At 51.6% G+C, this 26,244-nt stretch carries 22 protein-coding genes and 1 pseudogene; 7 read left to right on the top strand and 16 right to left on the bottom strand.

The window, feature by feature from the left end:
• Positions 1–110: 110 nt before the first annotated feature.
• Entirely contained in the window at positions 111–1,208 is a 1,098-nt protein-coding gene (locus H8B09_RS02365) for a peptidylprolyl isomerase (RefSeq protein ID WP_191201868.1), read from the top strand.
• 84 nt (positions 1,209–1,292) lie between these two features.
• On the opposite strand, the gene H8B09_RS02360 is transcribed toward H8B09_RS02365, so the two are convergent.
• Both H8B09_RS02360 and H8B09_RS02355 read right to left on the bottom strand, forming a co-directional pair.
• Positions 1,293–2,282, bottom strand: a complete 990-nt coding sequence (locus tag H8B09_RS02360; RefSeq protein WP_191201867.1) for a cysteine peptidase family C39 domain-containing protein — start codon at positions 2,280–2,282, stop codon at positions 1,293–1,295.
• A gap of 12 nt (positions 2,283–2,294) precedes the next feature.
• On the bottom strand, positions 2,295–3,071 hold the full coding sequence (locus H8B09_RS02355; RefSeq protein ID WP_191201866.1) for an RNA polymerase sigma factor: 777 nt from the start codon (positions 3,069–3,071) through the stop codon (positions 2,295–2,297).
• Between the two features lie 353 nt (positions 3,072–3,424).
• Between H8B09_RS02355 and H8B09_RS02350 the strand changes: the two genes are divergently transcribed.
• Both H8B09_RS02350 and H8B09_RS02345 read left to right on the top strand, forming a co-directional pair.
• Complete coding sequence (locus tag H8B09_RS02350; RefSeq protein ID WP_191201865.1) at positions 3,425–5,020, top strand: MDR family MFS transporter; 1,596 nt, start codon at positions 3,425–3,427, stop codon at positions 5,018–5,020.
• Between the two features lie 6 nt (positions 5,021–5,026).
• Complete coding sequence (locus H8B09_RS02345) at positions 5,027–5,626, top strand: PadR family transcriptional regulator (protein WP_191201864.1); 600 nt, start codon at positions 5,027–5,029, stop codon at positions 5,624–5,626.
• Between the two features lie 81 nt (positions 5,627–5,707).
• Here H8B09_RS02345 and H8B09_RS02340 read toward each other — a convergent pair whose 3' ends face one another.
• Positions 5,708–8,551: an endo-1,4-beta-xylanase gene (locus tag H8B09_RS02340; protein ID WP_191201863.1), complete on the bottom strand. Its 2,844-nt coding sequence runs from the start codon at positions 8,549–8,551 to the stop codon at positions 5,708–5,710.
• A 267-nt stretch (positions 8,552–8,818) separates the two neighbouring features.
• Positions 8,819–9,849, bottom strand: a pseudogene (locus H8B09_RS02335) (glycoside hydrolase family 88/105 protein).
• Positions 9,850–9,900: 51 nt separating this feature from the next.
• Between H8B09_RS02335 and H8B09_RS30975 the strand changes: the two are divergent.
• The gene (locus H8B09_RS30975) at positions 9,901–10,458 is read left to right on the top strand and encodes a helix-turn-helix transcriptional regulator (protein ID WP_318152518.1); all 558 of its coding nucleotides are present in this window, start codon (positions 9,901–9,903) and stop codon (positions 10,456–10,458) included.
• A gap of 245 nt (positions 10,459–10,703) precedes the next feature.
• Here H8B09_RS30975 and H8B09_RS31170 read toward each other — a convergent pair whose 3' ends face one another.
• The 4 genes from H8B09_RS31170 to H8B09_RS02315 form a co-directional block, all read right to left on the bottom strand.
• Positions 10,704–10,820 (bottom strand): putative holin-like toxin, encoded by a 117-nt coding sequence (locus H8B09_RS31170; protein WP_397376036.1) that lies wholly within the window; start codon positions 10,818–10,820, stop codon positions 10,704–10,706.
• Between the two features lie 21 nt (positions 10,821–10,841).
• Positions 10,842–11,420, bottom strand: coding sequence for a hypothetical protein (locus tag H8B09_RS02325; protein WP_191201862.1), 579 nt, complete (start codon positions 11,418–11,420; stop codon positions 10,842–10,844).
• A gap of 43 nt (positions 11,421–11,463) precedes the next feature.
• The gene (locus tag H8B09_RS02320; RefSeq protein WP_191201861.1) at positions 11,464–12,705 is read right to left on the bottom strand and encodes a TerD family protein; all 1,242 of its coding nucleotides are present in this window, start codon (positions 12,703–12,705) and stop codon (positions 11,464–11,466) included.
• 207 nt (positions 12,706–12,912) lie between these two features.
• The gene (locus H8B09_RS02315; RefSeq protein ID WP_318152548.1) at positions 12,913–13,704 is read right to left on the bottom strand and encodes a tyrosine-protein phosphatase; all 792 of its coding nucleotides are present in this window, start codon (positions 13,702–13,704) and stop codon (positions 12,913–12,915) included.
• Between the two features lie 275 nt (positions 13,705–13,979).
• On the opposite strand from H8B09_RS02315, the gene H8B09_RS02310 reads away from it, so the two are divergent.
• Both H8B09_RS02310 and H8B09_RS02305 read left to right on the top strand, forming a co-directional pair.
• Positions 13,980–15,194, top strand: coding sequence for an RNA polymerase sigma factor (locus H8B09_RS02310; RefSeq protein ID WP_191201859.1), 1,215 nt, complete (start codon positions 13,980–13,982; stop codon positions 15,192–15,194).
• Positions 15,195–15,270: 76 nt separating this feature from the next.
• Positions 15,271–15,690 carry a hypothetical protein gene (locus H8B09_RS02305; protein WP_191201858.1) on the top strand — a complete coding sequence of 140 codons (420 nt, stop codon included), beginning with the start codon at positions 15,271–15,273 and terminating at the stop codon, positions 15,688–15,690.
• 14 nt (positions 15,691–15,704) lie between these two features.
• On the opposite strand, the gene H8B09_RS02300 is transcribed toward H8B09_RS02305, so the two are convergent.
• From H8B09_RS02300 to H8B09_RS02280, 5 genes are all read right to left on the bottom strand, one after another.
• A complete protein-coding gene (locus H8B09_RS02300) occupies positions 15,705–16,694 on the bottom strand; it encodes a hypothetical protein (protein WP_191201857.1) in 990 nt (329 codons plus the stop codon).
• A 23-nt stretch (positions 16,695–16,717) separates the two neighbouring features.
• Complete coding sequence (locus H8B09_RS02295; RefSeq protein ID WP_191201856.1) at positions 16,718–17,686, bottom strand: cysteine peptidase family C39 domain-containing protein; 969 nt, start codon at positions 17,684–17,686, stop codon at positions 16,718–16,720.
• A gap of 2 nt (positions 17,687–17,688) precedes the next feature.
• Complete coding sequence (locus H8B09_RS02290; protein ID WP_191201855.1) at positions 17,689–18,597, bottom strand: helix-turn-helix transcriptional regulator; 909 nt, start codon at positions 18,595–18,597, stop codon at positions 17,689–17,691.
• A gap of 143 nt (positions 18,598–18,740) precedes the next feature.
• A complete protein-coding gene (locus H8B09_RS02285) occupies positions 18,741–18,929 on the bottom strand; it encodes a hypothetical protein (protein WP_191201854.1) in 189 nt (62 codons plus the stop codon).
• A gap of 170 nt (positions 18,930–19,099) precedes the next feature.
• A complete protein-coding gene (locus tag H8B09_RS02280; protein ID WP_191201853.1) occupies positions 19,100–20,233 on the bottom strand; it encodes a zinc-dependent alcohol dehydrogenase in 1,134 nt (377 codons plus the stop codon).
• A gap of 133 nt (positions 20,234–20,366) precedes the next feature.
• On the opposite strand from H8B09_RS02280, the gene H8B09_RS02275 reads away from it, so the two are divergent.
• Positions 20,367–21,911, top strand: coding sequence for an FAD-dependent oxidoreductase (locus H8B09_RS02275; protein ID WP_191201852.1), 1,545 nt, complete (start codon positions 20,367–20,369; stop codon positions 21,909–21,911).
• A 281-nt stretch (positions 21,912–22,192) separates the two neighbouring features.
• On the opposite strand, the gene H8B09_RS02270 is transcribed toward H8B09_RS02275, so the two are convergent.
• The 3 genes from H8B09_RS02270 to bglX all read right to left on the bottom strand — a co-directional run bounded on the left by H8B09_RS02270 (position 22,193) and on the right by bglX (position 26,232).
• Entirely contained in the window at positions 22,193–23,422 is a 1,230-nt protein-coding gene (locus H8B09_RS02270) for an MFS transporter (RefSeq protein ID WP_224753207.1), read from the bottom strand.
• Positions 23,423–23,567: 145 nt separating this feature from the next.
• Positions 23,568–23,936: a helix-turn-helix domain-containing protein gene (locus tag H8B09_RS02265; protein WP_191201851.1), complete on the bottom strand. Its 369-nt coding sequence runs from the start codon at positions 23,934–23,936 to the stop codon at positions 23,568–23,570.
• 100 nt (positions 23,937–24,036) lie between these two features.
• Positions 24,037–26,232 (bottom strand): beta-glucosidase BglX, encoded by a 2,196-nt coding sequence (bglX, locus tag H8B09_RS02260; protein ID WP_191201850.1) that lies wholly within the window; start codon positions 26,230–26,232, stop codon positions 24,037–24,039.
• Positions 26,233–26,244 lie beyond the last annotated feature (12 nt).

Genomic DNA, 26,244 nt, shown 5'->3' with positions numbered 1-26,244 from the left:
TCGGGATTTTTGCTTTCTAGCAACCATACGAAAATAGTATGCGCTTACACGCACTTACTATATAATGGAACTCGATAGATACTATATTCGAAATGGGGCTAATAACGATAATGTACAAACTTAAGCATGTCATTGTATCCTTCTGCGCTGGCGCATTGTTCTTCAGCGGTGTCAGCTATGCGGCGGACCCGAGCAAGATCGAGGCTGTCGTAAAACCATTGAAGTTTTTCTTCGACGGCGTTGAGAAGAAATTGCCGGATAAGCAAACGAGTATCATGTATAACGGTACAACGTATGTGCCGCTTCGTTTTGCAGCGGAAGCGTTTGGTCAAGGCGTGCGCTATGACGGCGCTAAATCCTCGGTTTATTTCACCTCGCCAAAGCAGCGGACGGGGGCTGACTTCGTAGCGACTGTGAATGGTATTGGCATTAAGCAGCAGCAATTGTTCGAGGCATTGATTCAAGGCGGCAATGGCAACAACGTTCTCGATGGTCTTATTACTTACGAGCTTGTGAAACAAGCGGCAGACTCGAAGGGCATTACAATTTCCGATGAGGACATTCAACGCGAACTGAACATTATTATAAGCAGCATGGGCTCCCGTGAAAATTTCGAACAGGCACTGGAGCAATACCAGATGACGGAGAAAGACCTTTATCCGAATTTGCTGAATCAGGCTCGCCTGCGTAAGCTTCTGATCGCGCAGGTGAAAATTACGGACTCCGAAATCAGCTCTTACTATAATCAGAACAAAGACTCGTTCAATACCCCTGAACAAGTGAAAGCTTCCCATATTCTTGTGGATACCAAAGCAGAGGCCGACGCGATCTATACGCAATTGAAGAATGGCGCTGACTTCGCACAGTTAGCACAAGAGAAATCGATTGATACAGGGTCCGGCGTTGGCGGCGGCGATCTTGGTTATTTTGAACGCGGAATGATGGTAACTGAGTTCGAGGACGCCGCGTTCTCGCTCAAAGTCGGTGAGATCAGCTCGCCGGTACAATCGCAGTTCGGCTATCATATTATCCTTGTAACGGATCATAAAGCAGCCGTCACGAAGACGCTCGAAGACGTGAAAGATCAAATCAAAGAGACTTTGACCAGTCAGAAGATCTACGAATTGTCCCAAACTTTCGTGAGCGATCTCCGCGCCAAGGCAGATATTAAGAATCTGCTGACAACAAGCACAACGAACAATAAGTAGCCACCCCCTACGGGTACAAAAAAACAGCCGCCACGCCGGAGCTCCTCCGACCGTGTGCGGCTGTTTTCCAATCCTATCCCACTATTACTCGGTCTTACTCAATTCCTCATACAGACGTTCTAACACGGCGATACCCGCCGTCTCGTTATCCCTAGCAATCGTAAGTAGTTTTATCGCTTCCGCTGCTTGAACAGGATCGTTCGGCTCGCCTCCATGCGGATGCGGAAAGCGGAGCTGGAACGAACGCAACGCTTCTGCGACCTGTTCGAAATAGGGCAGTGCCTCTTGGGACAAGCTGCGAATCACGGCTTCTTCCCTGCTATCTCCAGCCCATCGCTCTGGCAATGAGCGGAGGAAACGAACCGCATACTCCCTCGCGTCACCAACAACCTCCGCGTTGTAAGCATTGCCGAACGGATTAACGTTCCCGCCTTGAAAGGCTTGAATCCACGCATCGTAGCCAGCTAATCCATGCTTGAACGAGTCGGATAATGTCGGCGCCTCACCTCGAGCGAACTGGACAATGCCAGCAAGAGCTGTCTTCAACGCATCCAGGGGATCAAGCGTCAATTCTCCTGTGATCCGCAGCATGAAGACGAAATTCAACTGCAGCTCATTCAGCTTCGCATACGGCAGCGCGCCATCCTTCGAAGGGTCGGAACAATACAGCTCCTGTTTCTCATCATCGTATCCATAGATAACGCCGAACTCGGGTATGAACAAGCTCCAGCCGATAGCAGGAATGCCCCGATCAATCGTTTCCTGTGCGAAACGGATTGCCTGTTCCAGCTTCTCAGGCGGCGCAGGTGTCGGAAACCCATGCAGCTGCTCAGCTGTAAAGCCGAGATTGTTCAGCCCTTTCTCCAGCAGCTCCGTCGGCGAGAACATCGTCGGACCCGCAGGGCTCACATCTTCAGGATGAATGTTGATGCGGAACGCATGCCCCGTCAGCCCCATCACATCCGTCAAGGTATACATGTCCTTCTGGCTTGTGTATTTCAGCAAAGCATAGATTGCACCTGCCGCAGCGGTAAAGGTCTTATCCCTCTGCTCTTCCTTGATCATCTCCGTCATTCTTTTCTCTCCTCATAATCGGATTGGAGGCGGGAGCACCCGTCTCGTAGGACGTCCTTCCCGCTTCTTCTCTTCCGCATATCCTCGAAAATAGACGCGAATTCGCTCCCGCTGCACCTTCTTGCGTGAACGAGAGATCGACGTATGAACAGCGCCAACGGACATGCCTAGCGCATCCGAAATTTCGGTAGGAGACAGCTGACGGTATACATGAGCCTCGAACACCGCTCGTTCCTTCGCATTCAAGCATAGGAGCAGTTCATAGAGCCCTTCGAACATCTCCTTGCGAATTAATCGAGCTTGCGGATCCGTCTCATTGCATGGCGCTTCGCCATGCCGCTCGACAATTCGGAACAACATCCGATCGAGCAGCGAGCATTCGTTCCACTCTTCTTCGGTAAACTTGCCCCATCGATGCGCAATTTCCGAGAAGGTGCTTGCTCTTCCTCCCGGACCACCCCTGCGCAGCTTCATCATCGCCTGATTGCGTACGATTCGCTCCAACCAATATCGGAATCGACCGGGATCCATTAACGTCTCGATTCGCAGGAAGGCCGACACTAGCGCTTCCTGCACAATATCCTCCGCTAATTGTCCGTCCCTCGTGATCGTGGAAGCTACCCCTAGCGCCCGCGCCCGATGTCTGCGCACCAGCTCGCCAAAAGCTTCTCGATCGCCGGTCCGTGCCAGCTCGACTAACTGCTCATCCTTAAGCTCGGCCGCTGCGCCTTCATGGTCGAGCTCTTCTTCTGCGCTGCCCCGCCCTGCAACTTCAGTCACAACATGCATATCCGTCACCTCCTCCTAATTGATCTCGCTATTCGTCGTTTCGCGGATGTATGAAAGATGCCGCAAGCGCATAATTCCTTACAGGTATTCAAAATAATTATTTATATTTTACCTCACAACCCGTTCACTGGGGGAATATTCCATCCAAAATCAAACAAATATTAGTATTCTCGACTTCTCTACTCTCGCCCCGAATCCCCACTCTATCCCTTTCGGATTAAAGATTCCGTAAAAGGACCATTTCTTGCAAGTTAGGGATGCGATTCTCCAATTTTGTTGTTGTAATCAACTCAAATTTGAGTATAATAAGCAACGGCAATGAAATTTGAGCAAGTTTTGAAAGGAAGTAGACAATGGACGCAAAGAAAAGCAACGTGAAGTTGGTCGTCGCCGGCCTGCTCCTCGGGCTGTTCATGGCATCGCTCGATCAGACGATCGTCTCGACCGCGATGACCACCATTATTAAGAAGCTTGGCGGTTTCGAGAGTTTCATCTGGGTGTACTCCGCGTACATGATCGCGATGGTCGTCTCGACGCCGATTATTGGTAAATTGTCCGATATGTACGGACGCAAACGCTTTTTCCTCATGGGACTTATTCTCTTCATAGGCGGCTCCGTCCTATGTGGTACGGCTCAGAACATGGATCAACTGATCGTGTACCGGGCGATTCAAGGTATCGGCGGCGGCGCGTTAATGCCGATCGTATTCACGATTATTTTCGACCTGTTCCCTGCTGAGAAGCGCGGCAAAATGATGGGTCTGTTCGGCGCCGTATTCGGCATCTCCAGCGTATTCGGTCCAATCTTGGGCGGCGCGATTACTGACAATTGGAGCTGGCGCTGGATTTTCTACATCAACGTTCCTATCGGTCTGCTCTCGATTCTATTCATTGCACAGGCCTACCATGAGAACAAGAATCCTCGCAAGCAAAATATCGACTGGCTCGGCGCCATCACGCTTACGGCTGCGATTCTGTTCCTGATGTTCGGTCTCGAGCTTGGCGGTACGGACGGCTGGGCATGGGATTCGATGAAGACGATTTCCCTGTTCATCGGCGCTATCGTATTCCTTGGCCTGTTCCTTGTTTCGGAGATGAAGGCAAAAGATCCAATCATCAAGCTCAGCCTGTTCCGCAACAAGCTGTTCACGAGCAGTATGATGATCTGCTTGCTCTACGGTGGCGTTATGATCGCAGGCGCAACGTATATTCCGATTTTCATTCAAGGCGTATTCCATAAAACGGCTACAGAGACGAGTACCGTACTTATTCCGATGATGTTGGGCGTTGTCGTAAGCGCACAGATCGGCGGACGTATCGCGCACAAATTCGCATACCGCAGCATTATGCTCGTATCCGTATGTACGCTCATCATCGGAACATCGCTGCTTGGCTACGCGCTCAGCGAAGACACGAGCCGGTTGGTCATCGCACTGTACATGATCATTATCGGCCTCGGCATGGGTGTATCGTTCTCGCTGCTCAACATCTCGACGCTTAATTCGGTTCCACCGCAATTCAAAGGCTCGGCTTCGTCGCTCATTATGTTCTTCCGCACGATCGGCTCCGCACTTGCAATCGCGGTGTTCGGCGCAACGCAGAAGCACACCTTCCAAGAGGGTATCAGTTCCCTGCCGAACTTGAACCCCGAGCTCGCTGAGAAAATCAAAGGCGGCCAAGCGCTGCTTGATCCTGAAGTTCAGCAGCAGATGGGCATGCCGGCAGACATCGTTAAGCTACTGATCGGCAAGCTGTCGGACTCCATTATTCACGGCGTGTTCCAATGGACGGTCATTCTGCCGGCTGTTGCATTCATCTTCGTATTGCTGATGGGCCGTGCGCGTCTTGAGCTGTCGAAGTCAGGTGTGCAAGGCGCTCCAAGCGGCCATGGTCCATCCGGTGCCGCAGGCGGCGCAGGCAAACCAGACCCATCTTATCAGAAGGGTTGATCGATCATGTCAATGAGGCTGCTAGTACTTGGACTGCTGATGGAAGGCAACAAGCATCCTTATGAAATCAGGCAGACGATCAGATCCCGCAACTGGAATGAAACGTTCAAGCTTCGAGACGGTTCGCTGTATTATGCCGTAGACCAGCTTCGTGAAGACGGGTTGGTCGAGGCAGCGGAGATCGTGCCTGTGCCGGGCGAGAACCGCCCGGACAAAACGATTTTCCGCATTACAGACGCAGGGCGGGAAGCTTTCATCAAGCTGGTTTACCAGCAGCTAGAGCAAAACTCCTATCCGCAGCATCCGGTATTCATGGCGCTGCCGTTCGTGCGGCACTGCGAGCCGGAAACGATCATCCCGCTCATCGAGAAGCAGATTACATGCTGCGAGGAGCGGCTTACGAGACTGCGGATGATTTATGAGCTCAAGAGCCCTTACATTCCCGCGGGTTCATCCATGTTCGTACGCGGCTGCATTCAGTTCAGCGAGACCGAATTAAATTGGTTGAATGAGGCACTTGCAGATGCCCGCTCCGGCAAGCTGTTCGAAGGTCCGAAGTGGTCTGCCGAGCAGATCGAGGCATTCCGCAAGGAAATGGGATTTTGACGTAAAGAGAAAGCCGTCAGGCATCGGTGGGAGTCCGATTGCTTGACGGCTTCTTTTTGTTATACGAGGATTATCAGCTGGTTAAGACGGTTCAATGCCCCACACTTTAACGCCATTCTGGTACAGCGTAGCCTTGTTCCAATCCGTGTACGCCGTCTTCGTCGAGTCGAACGAGTAATCGTTCGCTTCGTTGAAGTTCGACCAATCCGACTTATGCATGCGCAGCTGGATTTCGCCCGTCTGAGCACCTGGCTGCAGTGTGCCCGCCGCCGATGAGAAGCTCAGCTCCACATATGTGTCAGCATTCGTCGCCGATAGCGTACCGAACGTGCGGTTTACATTGCTGCCGCCAATCATCGCATAGTCGACCCACGACGTCATATCCGCTGTGCCTTCCTTCGTGAAGTAGTAACGGATTTTCAGATCGCTGAGGTTGATTGGGGTGGTGCCTGTATTTTTAATATTGAAAAATGGCTGGATCGCGTTGTCGGTTGTGTTCGTATTCCCTGCGCGGTATTGAAGCACAAGACTCGACGTTCCGGTGCTGCCAGCCGTAGGCGTAACGCTCGCTTGGGAGGAGTTCGCGCTTTCGCCCGCACTGTTCACCGCGCTAATCACATAATAATACGTCGTGCCATTCGTCAGCCCCGTATTCGTATAGCTCGTCGTCGTAACACCCGTCGCAACCGTCGTATACGTGCCGCCGCTCGTCGTTGCACGTTTGACGTTATACGATGTCGCACCTGACGATGCTGTCCATGTGAGCGTTGCTTGCGCATTGCCTGCCACTGCCGACACACTCGTAGGCGCCGCCGGCACCGTTATGCCGCTCGTAGGTGTTGCGCTCACTTGGGAGGAGTTCGCGCTCTCGCCCGCACTATTTACTGCGCTGACTACGTAATAATACGTCGTGCCGTTCGTCAGCCCCGTATTCGTGTAGCTCGTCGAGGTTACGCCGGTTGCAACGGTCGTGTAGGCGCCGCCGCTTGTCGTTGCACGTTTGACGTTATACGATGTTGCACCCGACGAAGCCGTCCATATCAATGAAGCTTGTGCATTACCTGCAGTCGCGGTTACGTTCGTAGGCGCCGCCGGTAGCGTAACCGTCGAACCTGCCGGCGTTACGCTCACTTGCGTGGAATTTGCACCTTCGCCGTTCGCGTTCACAGCCGAGATGACATAATAGTAGGTCGTGCCATTCGTCAGACCTGTATTCGTGTAGCTCGTCGCTGTTACTCCCGTCGCCACATTCGTATAAGGACCACCACTCGTCGTTGCACGTTTGATCGTATACGAAGTTGCTCCCGTCGATGCTGTCCATGCCAGCGCAGCTTGCGCATTACCTGCCGTTGCAGCAACGTTCGATGGCGCCGCCGGTAGCGTCAACGCATTGACGAGCGACCAATAAGCAGGCTTCGATTGAAGATTGTCATCGAACAACAACGGCCAGTCCAGTCGCGTAACCGGGAAGGTGCGAAGCCAGCTGTGCGCATCGTCTTGGCCCCAGAAAGTGACGTTCGTGATCTGGTCTTTATGCCGTTTGAATATCTCAAACAGCGCCGCATATCGAGTTGCCTGCTGCGTCGCTTGAGCGGTCGACAGCGACGTATAGCTCTGACTGCTGTTTCCGTAGATGCTCATATCCAGCTCCGTAATCTCTTGCGTGACGCCAAGATCCGAGAATTTCACGATGGAATCCTCAATCTGACTGAGCGACGGGTAGTCCAGGTTGATGTGTGTCTGCTCCCCGATGCCGTCGATCGGAACCCCTTTGGCCTTCAGCCGCTGAACGAGATCGTGCAAGAACTGCGCTTTTGCCGGAATATGCGTGTTGTAATCGTTAATGAACAACTTCGCGTTCGGATCCGCTGCATGCGCATAGATGAATGCCTTCTCGAGATACTCCTCGCCTGCGATCTGATACCATGGACTTCTTCGCATACCGTCGGATTGCGATTCATCAATGACTTCGTTGGCGACATCCCATGCATAGATTTTGCCCTTGTATCGTCCGACAACGGCATCGATATGGGCCTTCATCCGCGCGTACAGGACTTCCTTCGTTACGAGCTGGTTATTGCTATCGTAGAACACCCAGTTCGGGGTCTGGCTGTGCCAGACGAGCGTATGACCGCGTACCTTCATGCCATTATCGACGGCGAATTGAACGGCAGCATCCGAGCCCGTGAAGTTGAAATTGCCTTCCGTCGGCTCTGTCGCATCCCACTTCAGCACGTTGCCTGGCGTTACGCTGGCAAAATGCTTCTTCATCAGGTTCGCGCTCTCGCCGTACAATTCATCATTCGAGAAAGCCGTTCCGATTGGGAAATAGGAAGCGAATGCCGTCTTCAGCGGCGTAATAGTCGCTTCGATCGGAGTCGCGCTCTTCTCGATAATCTCGAAATCGTCCACATAGAACGACACCGTCGCTCCTTCGGATTCCAAATAAACCGACAGCGCATCCGCCGCGCTGCTCAGCCGATAGGTAGCCTCCAGCTTCACCCATCCACTCGCATTCGCAGAAACGGTGGCGAGGTTCTCATAAGACGTCGTCGTTCCAACCGTCTTCTGCATCGACAGCGTCACATTCGTGTTTGCCGAGCCGGACGTCAGCTTCACCCATCCGCGCACCGTATAGCTCGTCCCAAGCGCGAACTGAGACAACACATCCTTGCTTGCCCCTTGATACGTTGCGGTCCGATTCGCAACAAGCATCCCTTCCGTACCTGAATGCGCGCCAGCTGTTCCAGCTAGCGTGACGCTCTCCGTGCCAATGCGCGGGCCCCAGCCCTGCAGCGTTCCGTCCTCGAACGTACTTGTCACCTTCACCGTATCCGCGCTGGCAATTGGCAGCGAACCGCTTGGCGGCACGATAACCGCTACCGCCAGCACGACGCCCAATGCGGCAATTCCTAATTTTCTCACACAATTAACTCCCTTCTTCTCGTTCATACTTGCCGTATGCCGATCATAGGTGTTGTGTCTCGACGATGAATCCCCCGCTTGTCCGAAAGTACTGCTCCCTCCTCTCCTGTGCGCGCGGCGAGTGTTATGGGGCACTGTTACCGCTTTCACTACAAGAACGTATACCGAATCGCATCGTTGTCCTATACAATTTGATGACTTGTTAATGGTAATCTGGTTACTAAAAATAAAACACATGAGAGCAAGGGCTCCCATGTGTCATTCCAACTAAATTGCGCTAACGAGTTCTCTATTCTGAAGCAGAGCTGCCAGATAAGCCAAGGTCAGACCTTGTCCCAGCCTTGGCATCTCTTCTTGGAGATGACTTTGTAATCATCCGCGTTATGCATCACCGCTGTGCCTGCGGATACATTCCGAACCGAGCCGTCTTCATCGATGTTGGCAAGGATACCTTCATATGCCTTCGCCATATAGTTCTGATGAAGCGGATGCGCATAAATCGTCATCGCGGCTGCGATGCCTGCGGATGCTGAGGTTTCTTCATAAGAAGTTTCATCGTTCAGGACGGTACGCCATAAGCCATTCGGCGATTGCAACCGGACGAGCGAACTCAACTGATCGCCCACCGCCCCGCCGAGCTGCATCCACATTGGCATGAACGGATTTAGCATTTTATAGGCCTGTGCCATCGTATAAGCAGCCCACGCATTGGCTCTGCCCCAATAGATGCCGGACAAATGATCGCCTCTCACATTGTCCCAAGCATGATAGAACAGATTCGTATCCTGCAAGTACTCTTCATGCCAGTAGAACTGGTTCAGCGCATCTTCAATGTATTCCTTATTGTCCAGCTTAAATCCGAGGCGAAGCAGGAAGTACGCCGCCATGAACAACGTATCCGCCCACGCTTGTTCAGGGAAATCGTTCTTCGAAGATACGGTATGCTGGAATACGCCTTCCCCGAATCGGATCGCTTCCTTGCGGAGATATTCCGCTTTCATAAGAGCAAGATCGAGATACTTCGCATCACCTGTCGCTTCATGCAACGTCAACATCGTATGGCCCATCGCGCAAGCATTAACCATCATTGGCGGGAGTCCAAGCTCCAGATATTCATCCACCCACTTGACTAGGAAATCGATATAATCTTGATTCTTGGTTACCTCCCAAGCCTTGCTAATGCCATAGAAAGCTACGCCGCAGGACCAATTCCATGTAAAATCCATATTCATCGTTCTGCGAACGACGCGGTCAATCAGCTCTTTAACTTCCTCTTCGTTGCAAATGAATTTGCGCATTAAATCCAACCTCCACCGTAGCCGTGCGACATCATTCTTGTCGACTCCAATGTGGTCCATCGAACATCCGAGCTGAGCGAACCCAACCACGAACGCGCCGTCCTTCACTACGACCTTCCGTTTTTTGACGGACTGGCACCGGAAGATACAGCGCTGCTGCTTGGTTCTTTTGCCGCGTCTCATCCGATTATTAGGCTCAATATTCATGAACAATTACATGTTGAAACGCTGCTTGGTTCATTATTAGGCGAGTTGAATGATCGTCCGCCGGGCCATCTCCTGCATATTCGCAACAAATCGATCGAGCTGCTGTTATATATCGCCCGCTACATCATGAAGCGCAAGGCTGTGCCCGACAATATTGCAAAGAAATTTTTCATTAGCAAAGGGCATTTGTGCCGCGTCTTCAAAGAGGTATCAGGCTTCGGCTTCAGCCAGTACATCAATATCACTCGCATCAGAGAGGCCGAGCATCTGCTGCGTACAACGGATTGGAGTATCACGCATATCTCGGAGCAATGCGGGTTCGAGAACTTTTCCCATTTCGGTAGAGTGTTCAAGAAGCTGGTTGGGATGTCGCCTAGGGAGTTTCGGGGGTTGGAGGGGTGAGGAATTTATAGCACTGCGGTCTACATCCCCCTTTCACACTAATTTATAATGCAGTCTGAAACCTAGCAGCAATTCTTCTCTTTCTCATATTGGTAGAGGTTCACTTCTTTTTCCAATTGTGTTATCATACATGTAAAGAAGCCGAGTGCGGTAACACTCGGCCTAACAATTGGCTCGGATGGGTTTTCCCTTCTGGGTATTATAAGCAGAAGAACCCACCTTGGGCGCTACCTTTGGGTGGGTTTTTACTTTCTCTTGTTGTTGGAATTGATGTAGGTTAAAAGTGCAAGGATAAACGATCCAAATATAAATAAAATTCCGGCAGCTACTTCAGCTGCCGGTTTTGTTTTGTTCGTCTTCACTCTATTTTATTAGTTCGCCCGCTAAAACCTCTTCCGATCCCCGCCCAGATCAAAATCCTTATGCCCCGCGATCCGCTCCCTTGTCTCCTTGAACGTCCGCTGCAGACTCTGGATTTTATCAAACTCGGGATCACCGGGGCCGAGGTTTTGCATAAAGATATACTTCAAAATCTCTCCATAAAACGCAATCTTCCTGTCCAACTGCGTCAGCTCGAGATCGATAATATCGTCAATCGTATTGTATTCAATGAACTCTCGTATATCGTCGATTGATCCAGGCTCCGGGTCCACCTCTGGTTCTGGTTCCCGTCTCGATCTAACTTCGTATTCTGGAGAGGATTGATCCAGATCGATTGTTGTACGAAGGCTCGACAGAGCGATTCCCTGCTTAGCCAACATAATCTGAAAGTCTTTGTTGCGAAGCAGATCAGCGATAACGCTTCGGCACAGATCGCGATTGCCTAACAACATACCGTCGAAGGGATGGATGGTCCACACACCTTGACGGAGGAACAGATTCAGAACGAACTTCTCGCTGCCGAACACATATTCAATGTTGATCGTTGAATCATTCACTATTTCGAATGAAAAAGGAATCATCGCTTCTCCCCTCCTAATCGGTAGGAATACGAGACGACGGGGTTTATTTGGATGCTCGCACCCAATTGAGCCGCCATCCGAATGCTTCGTCCAAATCGCGATGCCCACGGAAGTGGCGCACAATCCGTTCAATACTGAACGTCTCATTGCCTTGGTTCTCGATCATCGCGATTGCGCACATGGGCAGATTGTTATCGTACTCATCCAATCTTACGATAATATCCGGTCCGCCATTCTGCTTCAGCGTTACGACGCCATCTGCTTCCGACCACTGGGATACACCTTCATAAATAAAGGTAAACACGAGAATTCGTTGGAATTCCTCCACTTTCGCGCCGTTAATTCGAATGTTCTCGCCCGTCTTGACCGAACCTGTCCGATCATCGCCATCCAATACGATATACGGAGCGCGATCGAAGGAACCGAATGAGTTGCCAAGCGCCTGAATTAGCCCTTTCTGGCCATTCTTAAGCTCATAGAGACACGCAAGATCAAGATCGACGCCTTGACTTCCTCCGCCCCAGCTGCTCGACTTCTTCGGCTGTTGGTTCCAGTTCAGGTTGATCAGAATTTCACCGAGACCGCCGGATCTTTTCTGAAGATTGATTTTATCGCCTTTCTTCTTGAGCTCGATCTTGGTCAAGTTCAACTGAATCGGCTGTGACGGCACAACCGGCGGCGAGACTGGCACTGGAGATGGCGTCACAGGCTGCGCATTCACTGGCGGTGCTGCAGGTGCTTTCTCCTGCGTCTCGATGCCATAGGAAGCACACAATGCGCTCAAACCTCCTGAATAACCCGCTCCAATCGAGTTAAACTTCCATTCACCGTTATAACGGTATAGCTCACCAACGACAATGGCTGTCTCGACAGAGAATGAATTGCCAAGCTCATAGCGCAGCAGCCCTTGACCTGTCGCAGCATTCGCGAATAGAATGTATGCGCCATTCACTTGGCTGAAGTTCTGGCGGCGCTGCTCGCCTTCGTATATCGTAAGGGTGAACGCGATTTTATCCACTTGCGGGTTGATTTTATCAAGACCAATCATGAGCTGCCTCTCCGTCGCCCCTACCTCTGAGTAAGAGATAAAGGTGTTAGAGGGATTGCCGTAGAAGATCAAATCGCTGTCTCCGGTCACTTTGCCTCCAGGCGCAAGCAGGAATGCGGAGCAATCAAGTTCAATATTCGCGGACGATGCCCAGCCTATCGTAACCTTGAGATTAGATAGATTAGGATTGCCCTTCGTAATGTCAGCCTTTTGACCCTTCACCACAGAAATAGACAACAAGGTTCATCCTTTCTTTATATGCTGGATCGAGCAAAGACAGATCTTCGCAGCTCTAGCTATTTCAAATACTCTTGTTCAATTACACATATTGTAATATCGGTCAAACGATTATTCCACTATAGTTTCTATTACAAAACGATGATCACAACAAATAAGCTTCCACTAAGAGAATCATTTCTCTCCATGGAAGCTTTATTCGTACATCTAGATAAACTTTTCTCGCAGCACCAGAATCGTCTGCTCATCCACTCCGCAAGCCTGTATGAGGTACCCTTCGATCGATCCGTATTGTGCGAGCAATTCGTCCAATACTTCCTCCAAATATTCGCTCCGTACTTCTAACAGTGGCAGCAGCCGTTCCCTTGATATACGGAAACCGCTTAGAAGCCTTAACAGTCTGATGGCTCTCTCGGTCTCACTCTTGTTCAGAGGATTCGAGAGCAAATAATCGGATACGACCTCTTTACGAGGCACACCGGCAATCAACTGCACAATAGCAACGATCATCCCTGTCCGATCCTTGCCGCTTGCGCAATGAATGAGGGTTGGCGCAGCTTCCTGCTCCGCGAGCAGCGTTAGAACATTCCGGATCTGATCCGTACTTTCGAATAACACCTTCCTATAGAAGTCCTTCATGATCTGATAAAAGTCAACCGTCCGGATATTACTCATGATTTGCCTATAGATCTGGAACCTCGTGAAATCCTCATCATTCTGATAGAACGGCACATTCACCGTCATCGTCTTCCCGCTTTCAACGAAACGCGGAAGTCTCGACTTTCTCTCGTTAGGCGTACGAAGATCGCAGATTAACTTCAGGTTCAGCCCATTAAACTTGTCGAGATCTTTCAAACTCAGCTTATGCGGTTCATTCGAACGATACACGATCCCTGTCTTCATCACGCGTCCATCCGTTACCGGCAAACCGCCGATGTCTCGAAAATTGATAAGGCTCCCCATCTTCCCAATACCCCGACCCACATGAACTGCAGCCACACTATTCAAATTCATACCTCCCCGACGACTCCGCCTGACTCCCTCTATCAATCTATTATTATCAATTACACATCATGTAAAACAGGCGAAACCATTTAAACATCGAATCTTCTCACTCCACAGACAAATTCAATGTCTATTTTCCCCATAGCCTTCAGATTGTAGAATCCTAACCCTTCCTGTATTGGTACAGGTTATCTTGTTTCTCCAATTGTGTCTATTCTATTATTATGAAAAAAGATCATCGGATACAACAACTGGAGGAGGAACCCGCAATGTCTGGGCAACACGACAATTTCGAGACAGCTATCGCGCCTTATTATGATCGGATTCGAAGATACCTTTCGCTCCGTGTCGACAGTCAGACGGCTGAGGACTTAACCCAGGTCACCTTCATCCGGGCATTCGAGCATTATGAATCATTTCGAGGCGAATCCAGTCCCCTGACATGGCTTATGCGCATCGCGAACAATACATTGAAGAACGAATATCGGCGTAAACATCGAATCAAGGAATCGGCTGTACCATTGGATCGGCTGGACAGCCGGTTTATAGCAGCAGAGTTTACGAAGAATGTTGAGATTCGAGTCGATATCTCGCAAGCACTTGCAAGTCTGAACGACATCGACCGCGAAATCATTGCGCTTCATTATGATGTAGGCTGTACATTGCTTGAGGTATCGGAGATCGTCGGCAAGAAATTAAGCGCGGTGAAAAATCGGCTGTACCGAGCATTAGACACAATGAGAACGGTGCTTCGCGAGGCCGGTGAAACAAATAGCGACGTTCTGACGTTTATTGAACATATCATCCTTCGCCATGCAGGCGGCCTGAGCAGCAAGAGCAGTACACATTCCGATGCTAAGATCCGCCGAGATATTGTGGATCATTTGAACGCACACATTACTCGGGTATGCACGCTTGTCCGCCATGAACCGTCTACGAGAATCTCGATCGAGATCTATCCGGACCTCCCAACGTTTCACGAGGCAGTTGGCGAGCACGATGCACCTGATTGGTTCATGGGCACAATCGAAAGCAACACGATTAAGATTGCTTCCCCGCTGCATCCTGGACCGGCGCATACCTACGAATCGATTCTGAAATCGACGGTTCACCTGTTTACGATGTGGCTGGTGCAAGATCGCAACCCCGCAGCGCCGAAGTGGCTCTATCAAGGGGTTGGCGGATATGCAGCCGAACTGATGACGCGTAGTTATATTAATGCGATGATCACTGATCCGGTACAGCGCGGGCAGTTTCCAACCTTCGCTGACTTTGAAGATCACTCATGGGATTTCGAAACGAAACGAGGGTTCGAATTCAGCTGCACGCTCGCAGAGTTCATTCTGGAGCGCTACGGCACGGGGGCGCTGCATGCGATTATAGCGAATCCGCAATCATTCGAGCGGACATTCCGATGTTCAGCGGAGGAGCTGCATCGGCAGTGGAGGGACATGCTCGCAGCTAGAATTAGCGAGATATCGTAGTTATTTTACACAAGATAAGAACAAGGACAAGCAGATGCTGATGCATAACTTCAACCAATGGGAGTGTAGTTCACTCATGCGATATCTGATTCTATGGTTTGTATCTGTCATCCTGTTCAATGGAGCCTTCCTTGGGCTAGAGCTGCTGGAGGGTAACAAAATTACGACAACGGAATATTACGGACTGCGCAACATCGGTGTGACTTTCTTGTTCATCACCTTCTTCTTATCCATTATCGTCTCAGCAGTATTCCTGATTATTACAGCCGTGCTGCATCGATGGGCTCGCCGCATCTGGCCTCTTCACTACGCGCTTTACTGTGGTTTGGGGATATACGCGGGGTGGCGATTCTTCTACACGTTGTACAATGAATCCTTCGTCAGTGAGTTTCATCTCAACATGAGCACTGCTTATATGGTATTCGGAGCAGCCGGACTGCTGTACAGCATTATGGATACGGTATTGGGGAGGGTACAGCCGAGGCCGGCACATTAACCCCCCGACCGCAATTATCGCAGCCCCACATCATGGAACCGGTTATCTAATGTCTCACGAACAAGCAGCCGAAGCGCTTCGACCGCCTGCGTCTCGGCTTGCTTGGCCTCTCGGAAAAACCCGCATAACTCATCCACTTGATCAACACCAACAGCTGCAACAGACCCGAACAGCTCAGCGACACGTACATAATGCTTAGCAGCCTCGCCTGCCGCAGGCCAGCGGCGTTCTGCTTCGGCCATGTACACGGCAAGATCCTGCTTCGCAGCCGCCATGCACTTGAAAGTCTCACTTGCCCCCACTCGATCATAATCACCGCTGCTGAGCGCATGAACAATGGCATCGTACACCGCTTCTCCACATGCATAGTCCGTTACGGGCAGCGTGCCGTCATGCATCTCCCATTTGAAGATCGCCTGCAGGAACGACTCTTTCATCACAGCCGCCTCATCCATCGGAATGTATCCTTCAAAAATCTGATAGTACCAATGCGGAGAAGGGTTCGCGCGATCTTCGCCGATTCCGAAATCCATATAGTCGAAAGATTGAACCTCGTCAGACCGTCCGTCCACATAGTACAACCTGCCAGAGCACGAACCATTATCGACCTGTTCATAACCAACAATCGCAACGAACTGTCCATTATGCCAGCAGATAGCAGCGACACCACGGTCTATCGAAGCACATATATCTGCTAGCGCCTCTTTGCGATACAGCGGGAACGTTCGTCTGAAGGTGAATTCAGCCTTGGAGCTGACCAATATCCCAATGAAATCCGCCGCGAGAAAATGCTCCGCATGCCAGTTATACGCGGTCACAGACTCCGCCGTCAGTCTGCGATGGACCGCCATGCGGAATCCGTTCACCGTCATCCCTGCCAGCATCGGCTTGAACAGCGTTGTCCAGCCTGCATGTGTCAGTACCGCATGCATCGCATCGAGATAAGGCCTCGACTCGGCTTTCATCTGAATTCCTTGAAGTGTGTTAACCATAAGAGATGTCATAGATCTCCTGCTCCTCCGATCCGCTACCTTGCTGAATGAGTGATCCATCTGGTTACAGTCGTCCGCGACGGATCGGCATAACGCGCCGACAGCTTGTTAAACTGCTGAATCGCCTGATCTTCCAGCTGTGCCGCTGCGGTAAGCTTGTCTATCATCTCTGGAATACCGCCGCTATAATCAAAGCTCAGCTCCGCGATATGATGGCCAAGCTCCTCATAATACAGGTGAGCCTCTGCAAGCTCAGGCCACAGACCCTTTACGTCTGACAAGTAATCGCGAATTTCATGACGGGCATAACGATATGAATCGAGTATGTACCTCCCTCCGTTCTCGTCGTATATGCCGCTGCGCAGCGCTTGAATGAAGAAGTCATACGCAAGCTTACCGGATGCAATCTCTTTGTCTGGCAGCAGTTTGAATGGCGTCTGCCAATCATGTACGGCTGACCGCACGGATTCCAGCACTTGCTCTTCCAGCGGCACATCGACTTTCTGCCCAATCATTTGCACATTCCAGAAAGGTGTAAAATTCAGACCCAGATTGTCATACAGCACAATATGATCCTCGCGCGACCAGCCATCCTGGATGAAGAAGACGCCATCTTCATCATCGTAGCCATGAATGACGCCAAACTCTGGAATCCAATAGATAAGGCCTACTCCTCGATCAAGGCTCTGCTTAATCCAGCGAATGGCTTCTTGTTGGTAACGTCGGAACGTCAGATGGCGGGTGCGGCCCCCGTCAGATATGGATAAATAGCCAAGGTTGTCTATTGCAGCTGCGTGTTCGAGACCCCATTGACCGTACGCTGTTACCGACAGTGGCAGCAGTCGTTCATGCACTGCGAATTTGAAAGCCATGCCTGATAAACCCGATAGCCGATATTTCGGTCCTTCGAACAGATCCGCTGCCGTTAGAATGGCATATAAGCTGTCCGTGAACGATTGGGATTCCCGCTTCATGCGAATATTGTCCAGGTATACGCTCGACATCGTTACCGCTCCTTATCCAATCGCGTCAGCACATCCGAGCAGTGGAGACGCAGCTTCTCCCGCAGCCACTTCGGCCCGAGCAGTTCTTCCCAGTCGGACATCATCAAGTGCCGCAGAAACGTATTCGTATCGTAAAAATCAACCCCATACAGCAGCGAATCATCGCCTATGCATGTCGCTGCAAACCCGTTCCAAGTTCCGCCGTGCTCAAGCGGCTGCGTTAGACGCACCTTCGCCGTGTATGGCTTCCGTGCGGGCGCCCCGCTCTCATCTTGAAAGGCAGCTGGATTACCTGTCGCCGCTAACGTTGCCGTCTGTTCAACAATCGCAGCATGTGCAATCGATAACAATCGGAATTGACACTGCTCCTGTCCGTTATCACAAGAAGCCGCTACGTAATCATCGTTATAGCGGGTTAGCAGACGAGTTGGGTGAATCGTGAGCTGCTCACCTTCATAAACGATTTGAACGGCTTTCCAATGCTTGATCGCCTCAGTGAGCAGCAGCACCAGTTGCATCAATCGCGGATCAGCATTGAACATCGGCAGACGATCATACAGCTCCGATTCCGTATCATCGGTAAATCGGTCAAGCAATCGCGCCACGCGATGCGCCGTTTCCGCGTTATCGTAGTCGTATTGGCTGTACCGATGGACGAGATACCGCAGCACTCGCTTCTCGTCCTCGGACATGAATAGATGCGGCAGCACATAAGCCGAATCATCGTAACCATATCCGCGGCGCTTCGCATCATACACCAGCGGTGCGCGTAACGAAGCAACCATATATTCAATATCGCGCTGCGCCTGTCGCTTCGATATTTCAAACCGCTCCGCCAGATGGTTGCTGTTCGGATAGCGGGCTTCTCTTATTTGCTGATCGAACCATTGAATCCGGTGCGTGTTGCTCATTCCGTCACCTCATCGCATAAGCTGTTCTTTATTCTATTAAGCGTAACGGAAGCTAGAAAAGCTTGGCAACTATTTTTCCAGCAGAGAAAAGAGCCCTTCCTCCTATGAATCCGAAGAAGGACTCCTTACTGGTTAGCGGTCGTTCAGACCGGAATGCGATCGATTGCTTCAACCGCTGCGTTCTGGCATCTCTTGCATACTTTCACGGATTTACCGTTCGTTTGAGAACGTGTATACAGCAGCTTAGTGCGCGTCGCTTGGCATACCGGGCAAGTACCGCGACCGCGTGATGGCAAGCTCCAGAGAACGCGGCCTCTTTTTGTTTTGACCATTGTGTTTGACAACCCCTTGTTCGATGTGATGTGCGTCATAGGTGTAGGTCGTGGTGTACATCCTCATCATAAGGGAGTTGGTACGACATAGAATGTCGTACCAGTTTGAAGTCACTTATAAATGCTCAGAACAAATAAAATGAGGGAGATCGCTCTCCCTCATTCCCAATCTACGGCTTCAATACAACCTTCACGCAGCCGTCCTCATGATTATTAAAGATGCGGTAAGCATGTGCGGCCTCTTCAAGCGGAAGCCGGTGGGTGATAATCGCTTTCGGGTCGAATTCACCATTCACGATTCGCTTATACAGCTCGGGCATATAATGAATGACCGGCGCTTGTCCCATCTTCAACGTAATATTACGTGCGAAGAAGGCGCCAAGCGGGAACAAATTATAGTTACCTCCGTATACGCCAGTCAACTGTACCGTCCCACACTTACGGGCGGCTTTCGTTGCAATCTGGATTGGACCAAGCGTTCCTCCCTGCAGCTTAATCTTCTGCTCCAGCCATTCGAGCGGCGACTTCTTCCCATCCATCCCCACGCAATCAATAACAACGTCCGCTCCGCCATGCGTAATCTCTTTGAGGTACTCGCCCATATCCGCATCTTTCGTGAAATCATACGTTTCAACCTTATTGATCTCCTTCGCATGTTTCAGCCGATAATCCAAATGATCGACGGCAATGACGCGTTTCGCCCCTTTCATCCAGGCAAACTTCTGCGCCATCAAGCCAACCGGGCCACAGCCGAGCACGATGACGGTATCGCCGGACTTCACCCCAGCGTTGTCCACGCTCCAATAGGCTGTCGGGAGCACATCCGATAAGAAGAGCAGCGACTCGTCCTCCAGCTCGCAATCCTTCGGAATGACGAAGGGAGCATAATTACCGAACGGCACCCGCAAATATTGCGCCTGCCCGCCTGGATAATTGCCGAATTTCTCCGAGTAACCCAGATAACCGCCCGAATCATAATGAGGGTTGCTGTTATCGCATTGACTCTCCATCTGATGCTGACAGTAATGGCATTGACCGCATGACACGTTGAATGGGATAACGACACGGTCGCCTTTTGAAACCTTCGTTACGCCTGATCCTACTTCCTCGACGATTCCCATCGGCTCGTGCCCAATAACATAACCCGGCGGAAGCGGGATGCTTCCTTCGTACAAATGCAGGTCCGAACCGCAAATCGCTGTACTTGTGATGCGAACAACAATATCTTCTTTGTCTTCAATGGCGGCATCCCGCACTTCTTGTACTTCAACCCGCTGCACCTCTTGGAACGTGACGGCTTTCATTGATACACCTCGCTTTGATGGTTAACATCAGTAGTATCAGAATAATGAGATGCGTTATGCTCAAGCCTGTCATAAGATTATGGATCGAATGGCATGATATAGAAAAAACAATGAACTAGGAGACTGCATCTCAATGACGAATGATCAATCCCTATCCTATGCTGGACTGCCCGAGGCGCCAAGCTCCTATTGGCTTGAGTCGACTGAACGCAAGCAATTTGATTCCCTCAAAGAAGATATAGAAGTTGATGTTGCCGTCGTCGGCGGCGGCATTACCGGAATCACACTCGCCTGCTTGCTCGCAGAGGAAGGCAAGCGTGTAGCGCTGCTCGAAGCAGGGCGGCTTGTTACGGGCACTACAGGGCATACGACGGCCAAAATCTCCGCCCAACACGATCTCATCTACGACGAGCTCATCCACCATATCGGCGAAGAGAAAGCCCGCCTATATTATGAGGCGAATAGCGAGGCGCTCGCCTTCATCCGGGAGCGGGTCAGCAAGCATCATATCGAATGCGATCTGGTTAGGGAGGATGCTTACGTCTACACGACAACGGTAGACAATATCGAGAAGATCGATAAGGAGTGGGCAGCTTATCAGCAGCTTGGCATTCCAGGCGAACGTGTCGAGCGAATTCCTTTTGCTATTGATACGAAAGCCGCAATCGTCATGCGCGATCAAGCGCGTTTTCACCCTGTCGCGTACCTACAGCACCTGCTCACATCATTCGTCGAACGTGGCGGTATCGTATTCGAGAACACGACTGCGCTAAGTGTTGATCACGGCGATCCGACCAGCATAGTGAAAACAGCCGCAGGACATACCGTAACTTGCCGCAATGTCGTGTCCTGCTCGCATTTTCCTTTTTACAGTGTGCAAGGGTTCTACTTCGCCCGTATGTATGCAGAACGGTCTTATGTGCTCGCGCTGCGCATGAAGGATGAATATCCCGGCGGCGTATATCTAAGCTGCGATGACCCGCCACGTTCGATCCGGGAGGTTACTTATAACGGAGAAAAATTGCTCATAGTGGGCGGCGAGAAGCACAAAACAGGCCAAGGGATTTGCACGATTAAACACTATGAGGCGCTGGAGCAGTTCGCGCGGGAGACGTTCGGCGATCTGGAAATTGCCTACCGTTGGTCTGCACAGGATTTGACGACACTGGACAACATCCCCTACATCGGGCATGTCACCCAGAACGATCCGCATGCTTTAATCGCTACCGGTTATCGCAAATGGGGGATGTCCACCGGTACAGCTGCAGCCCTTCTGTTGAAAGACATGATTCTAGGCGCGGAGAACCGATATGAAGAACTTTACTCGCCATCGCGTTTCTACTCCGACCCTTCATTCCGCAACTTCCTGTCGACCAATGCCGATGTCGCCAAGCATCTGCTTGCTGGCAAGTTGGAGATGGTTCGCCGCCATCCGGATACGGTTGAACCTGGCGAGGGCAGCGTCGTGCAGGTCAACGGCAAGCGCGCAGGCGCTTATCGCGAGGATGATGGAACGCTCCATCTAGTCGACACAACTTGCACCCATATGGGCTGCGAGGTGGAATGGAACGAAGGTGACCGAACTTGGGACTGCCCATGCCACGGCTCCCGCTTCTCCTTCAAGGGCGAGGTACTCGATGGCCCGGCGAAGAAACCGTTGAAGTCTTATACGGAGTAACTAAGCAGGGTGTTTTTGTGCAAAAATGATGCTCCGTACGCTTCATGCGACGTGGGAACCACATGCGTAGGTGCAGATATGCACCTTCAACATACATGGCGTACATCGATACCGATTGCAGGTGCAATACAACACCTTCAGTCGGTCCATGTACGCCGCTTTTGCGTTTGTAGGTAATATCTACACCTTCATTGCGTGAATCAAACGAGTGGGCAACTCAAACACGAACAAACCCCGCCCCACACGAGCAACTTTCGTGTAGGACGGAGCTTCATATTCCCTTACTTCTCCTTCGCAGCAGCTTCGCCCATCTGCTTCGGCCGGATCGAGAACAGCGCGAGGGCACAGCTGACGATGCTGACCCCGGCGAAGATCCAGAACATCAGCCGCTCGCGATCAAGCATGACCGAGGCGATCAGCGGTCCGGCCGCAACTCCAATAAACCGCATGCTGCTGTAGAGTGACGTGATGGTCCCCCGCTGCTTTTTGTCGATCCCTTCAGTAATGAGGGCATCCAGACTCGGCAGCACGAGCCCTATGCCCGCTCCGGCAATCGAGATCAGCAGCATCAGCATGAACAAGCCCTTCGGGGCGATCATCGCAATCGCCGCCATGGCAGCAGCCGCTGCAGCTGTACCGATTACCGTCAGCCATTTCATTGCGGTCTTATTGTTCCCGATCTTCTTGCCGACAATAAACGAGGCGAGACATATAGCGCCAAGCGGAATCGCCAGCAGAAGGCCTTTAATTACTCCATCGATATGATGTTTCTTCTCCAGCACCGACGACAAATCGTACAAGAAGCCGAACATGATGTACATGCCAAGGCAGCCAATCGCGAATATCGCATACAGCCATCGGCCGTTCTTAGACAGTATTGCTCGTACGCCTTTAATGAATTCCCGCACAGATACAGGCGGTTGCTGCTGACCCTTCGGCTTATTCACGAATACGGCAACCGCTATGATGGAGATTAGACAAATAAACGGAATAACGATCAACGGCAGAAACCACACAATTAATGCCAACGCCGAGCCGGCAATCGGACTAACGACCTTCCCTAGTGTGTTCGAGCTCTCGATCATGCCGAGCCCACTGCTCACCTGCTCCTCGTCCTTCAACATATCGCCGACGAGCGGGAGTACGATCGGGAAAGCGCCAGCCGCGCCAATGCCTTGAATGAATCGCCCCGCAATGATCCACCAGTATGCAGCATGTCCTTCCATCAGCCAAGCCGCACATCCTGATACGACACCTCCGGCCGCTGCGATAGAAAGCCCGATAATAATAATCAGCTTCCGGCCGAAACGATCAGACAGAAACCCTGCAATAGGAATACAAATTATCGACACAGCGGCATACACGGTAATGATAAGGCTTGACTGAAGCGACGTAATGCTCAGCTTGCGCTGCATTAACGGCAGGACAGGAATGAGCATTGAATTGGCCAATGTCATAATTAACGGAATCGTTGCCAGTGCGGCCAAATCCCGTTTTTTCTTCTCGTGCAAGGAGGTCCACCTTCTGCCTTCATATGCTGCATACTCCGTTTAGACTGCCACCAATCTAACATCCCAATACGCTTCGGGCACAAGGTAACTTCTATAGGTTTTGGTTCACTTCGGCAGCACCTGCGCTAACTCGTCCATTAGGCGATTAACCCAGCTTCTTATAATCCCCTGGCGTCATCCCATAGGCTTTCTTGAACATGCGAGTGAAGTAAGTCAAACTCTTATAGCCGACCAGATCCGCTACTTCATAAATCTTGAAACGCTGAGTCGCAAGCATCTCCTTCGCCCGCTTCATGCGCATATCAACAAGGAAATCATTAAAGCTAACCCCTACCTGATCCCTGAACAATACGCCAAAATAATTCGGGGAATACGCGAATCGGTTCGCCAGTTCCTTCAATGTTATGTCCCGCGACAGATGCTCGCTTACATACCGTTCAATATCCGTATATAATCGCCATGTCGGTTGTTGGCAGCATGGACAAGCTAAATCAGACAACTCTACAGCGCACATGATTGCACCTTCTCCTTTCTTACGCGACCCCTCATTCCTGATCTGCTATGCAAAAGGGCACTGACACTCGATTTCCCATCGATCGTCAATGCCCGTTCAACTATTCCACTACGATCGACAAGGCATCGCCGCTGCTCGCGTTCGGACCTACCCATATCGTGAAGCGTCCAGGTTCAACTGCCCGCTTCATATCTTTATCAAGGATCGCCAGCTGCTGCTCGCCGATTACGAACGTCGCGCAGCCGGATTCGCCTGGTGCCAGCTGCAAACGGCTGAAGCCGATCAGCTTCTTCAATGGCTGTGTAACGCTCGCGACCTCGTCACGTATGTAGCATTGCACGACCTCAGTCCCTGCAGCATCACCCGTATTGGTCACCGTAACAGACACAGTCAATTGACCGTCTGCGCTAATCGAACCCACCGAAGCCGTAACCGCGCTATATTGGAAATTGGTGTAGCTCAAGCCATAGCCGAACGGATACAGCGGTTCAGTTGTTGAATCGATATAGTATGAAGAGTAGACGCCACCCGGAGGTCTGCCCGTCTTCTTGCGGTAGTAATAGATCGGCACTTGCCCGACGCTGCGCGGAACCGTTACAGGCAGACGACCGCTCGGATTATAGTCCCCGAACAGCACATCTGCAACTGCGTTCCCGCTCTGGACACCAAGGTGCCATGCTTGCACAATGGCCGACGCATATTGCTCCAGCCAAGGCAGCGCAAGCGGGCGACCGCTCATGAGCACAGCGACGATCGGCTTACCCAGCGCTGCGACAGCTTCAACCAACTGGCGCTGTGCGCCTGGCAGATCAAGCGATGTACGAGAACGCGACTCTCCGCTCATCTCAAGCGATTCGCCGAGCGCCAGCACAACAACATCAGACTGATGTACAGCTGCCATTACTTGTTCAATATCCGCTTCGGACAACTCATCGAAAGCCATATTATCGACGCTTACGCCACAGCCTTCCGCATAGTGAACGGCTGCGACTTCGCCTACTGCCTGACGGATGCCGGCTAACAGGCTGACAACGTCCTCTGGCTTGCCATCGAACGCCCAGCAGCCCAGCGGATCCTTCTGATTGTCCGCGAGCGGACCAATAACCGCAATTGCACCGCCCTTGCGAAGCGGCAGCACTTGCGCCTCGTTGCGCAGCAGCACGATCGACTGCTGGGCAGCCTCGCGAGCGAGCGCTGTGTACGAAGCGCGTGCAGTTGCGGCAGTCTCGGCCGATGGCACTTTCACGAATGGCTGCTCCAGCAAGCCAAGCTTGATTTTTACCGCAAGAATACGAAGAACAGACAAATCGACTACCGATTCCGGCACGCGTCCTTCTCGAACAAGCTTCGGCAGATGGCGCATGTAGAAGCCCGAATGCATATCCATGTCGCAGCCCGCTAACACAGCACGCTCGCACGCTTCTTCTTCGCTGCCGGCAACGCCATGAACAATGAGCTCCTGCAGCGCGTTATAGTCGCTTGCTACGATTCCCTCGAAGCCCCACTCATCTCGCAAAATGGTCTTCAGCAGGTATTCGTTCGCACAAGCCGGAATCCCATTAATTTCGTTAAAGGATGCCATGATGCTAAGCGCGCCCGCTTCAACAGCCTCACGGAATGGCGGCAGGATGACATCGCGAAGCTCGCGGTCAGATAGGTCGACCGTATTATAGTCGCGTCCTGCCTCGGCCAGCCCATATCCTGCGTAATGCTTCGGACAGCTTGCCGTTGCTTGACCTGGCGCATCTGCAATCTGCGCACCTTCAACCCATGCTCTGCTGTACTGCGACGTCAGCAGCGGATCTTCGCCGATGCTCTCTGCAATCCGTCCCCAACGCGGATCACGGCTTACGTCGATCATCGGTGCGAATACCCAAGCGACGCCATCAGCCATCGACTCACGCGAAGCTGCTTCGGCCGTACGATAAGCAAGCGCCGGATTCCAAGCAGATGCTTGTGCCAGCGGAATCGGGAACACGGTCTTGTAGCCATGAATGACATCACGGCCGATAAGCAGCGGGATGCGATGCTCCGTATGCTCAGCAATAAGCTGCTGCAGCTCATTGGCTTCCTCTGCTCCCGACAAGTTGAAGATTGAACCGACTCGTCCTTGACGGATCTCATCGCGCAGCAAGTCCCTTACCGATACGCCCGTTTCCGGGTTGATCGGATTAAAGCCCCAATCGTATTGCGTCATCTGCCCAACCTTCTCTTCAAGCGACATGCTGGCAATGATCTGCTTCGCCTGATGCCTGATCTCAGGCGTCAGCCATGCTTGAGACATACGTTCTGTCATCGCTATCGCCTC

Source organism: Paenibacillus terricola (genome assembly GCF_014779765.1).
GTDB classification, from domain to species: Bacteria; Bacillota; Bacilli; order Paenibacillales; family Paenibacillaceae; genus Paenibacillus_T; species Paenibacillus_T terricola.
Note: the sequence above shows the minus strand (reverse complement) of the source record. Positions and strands in the feature narration are given on the sequence as shown.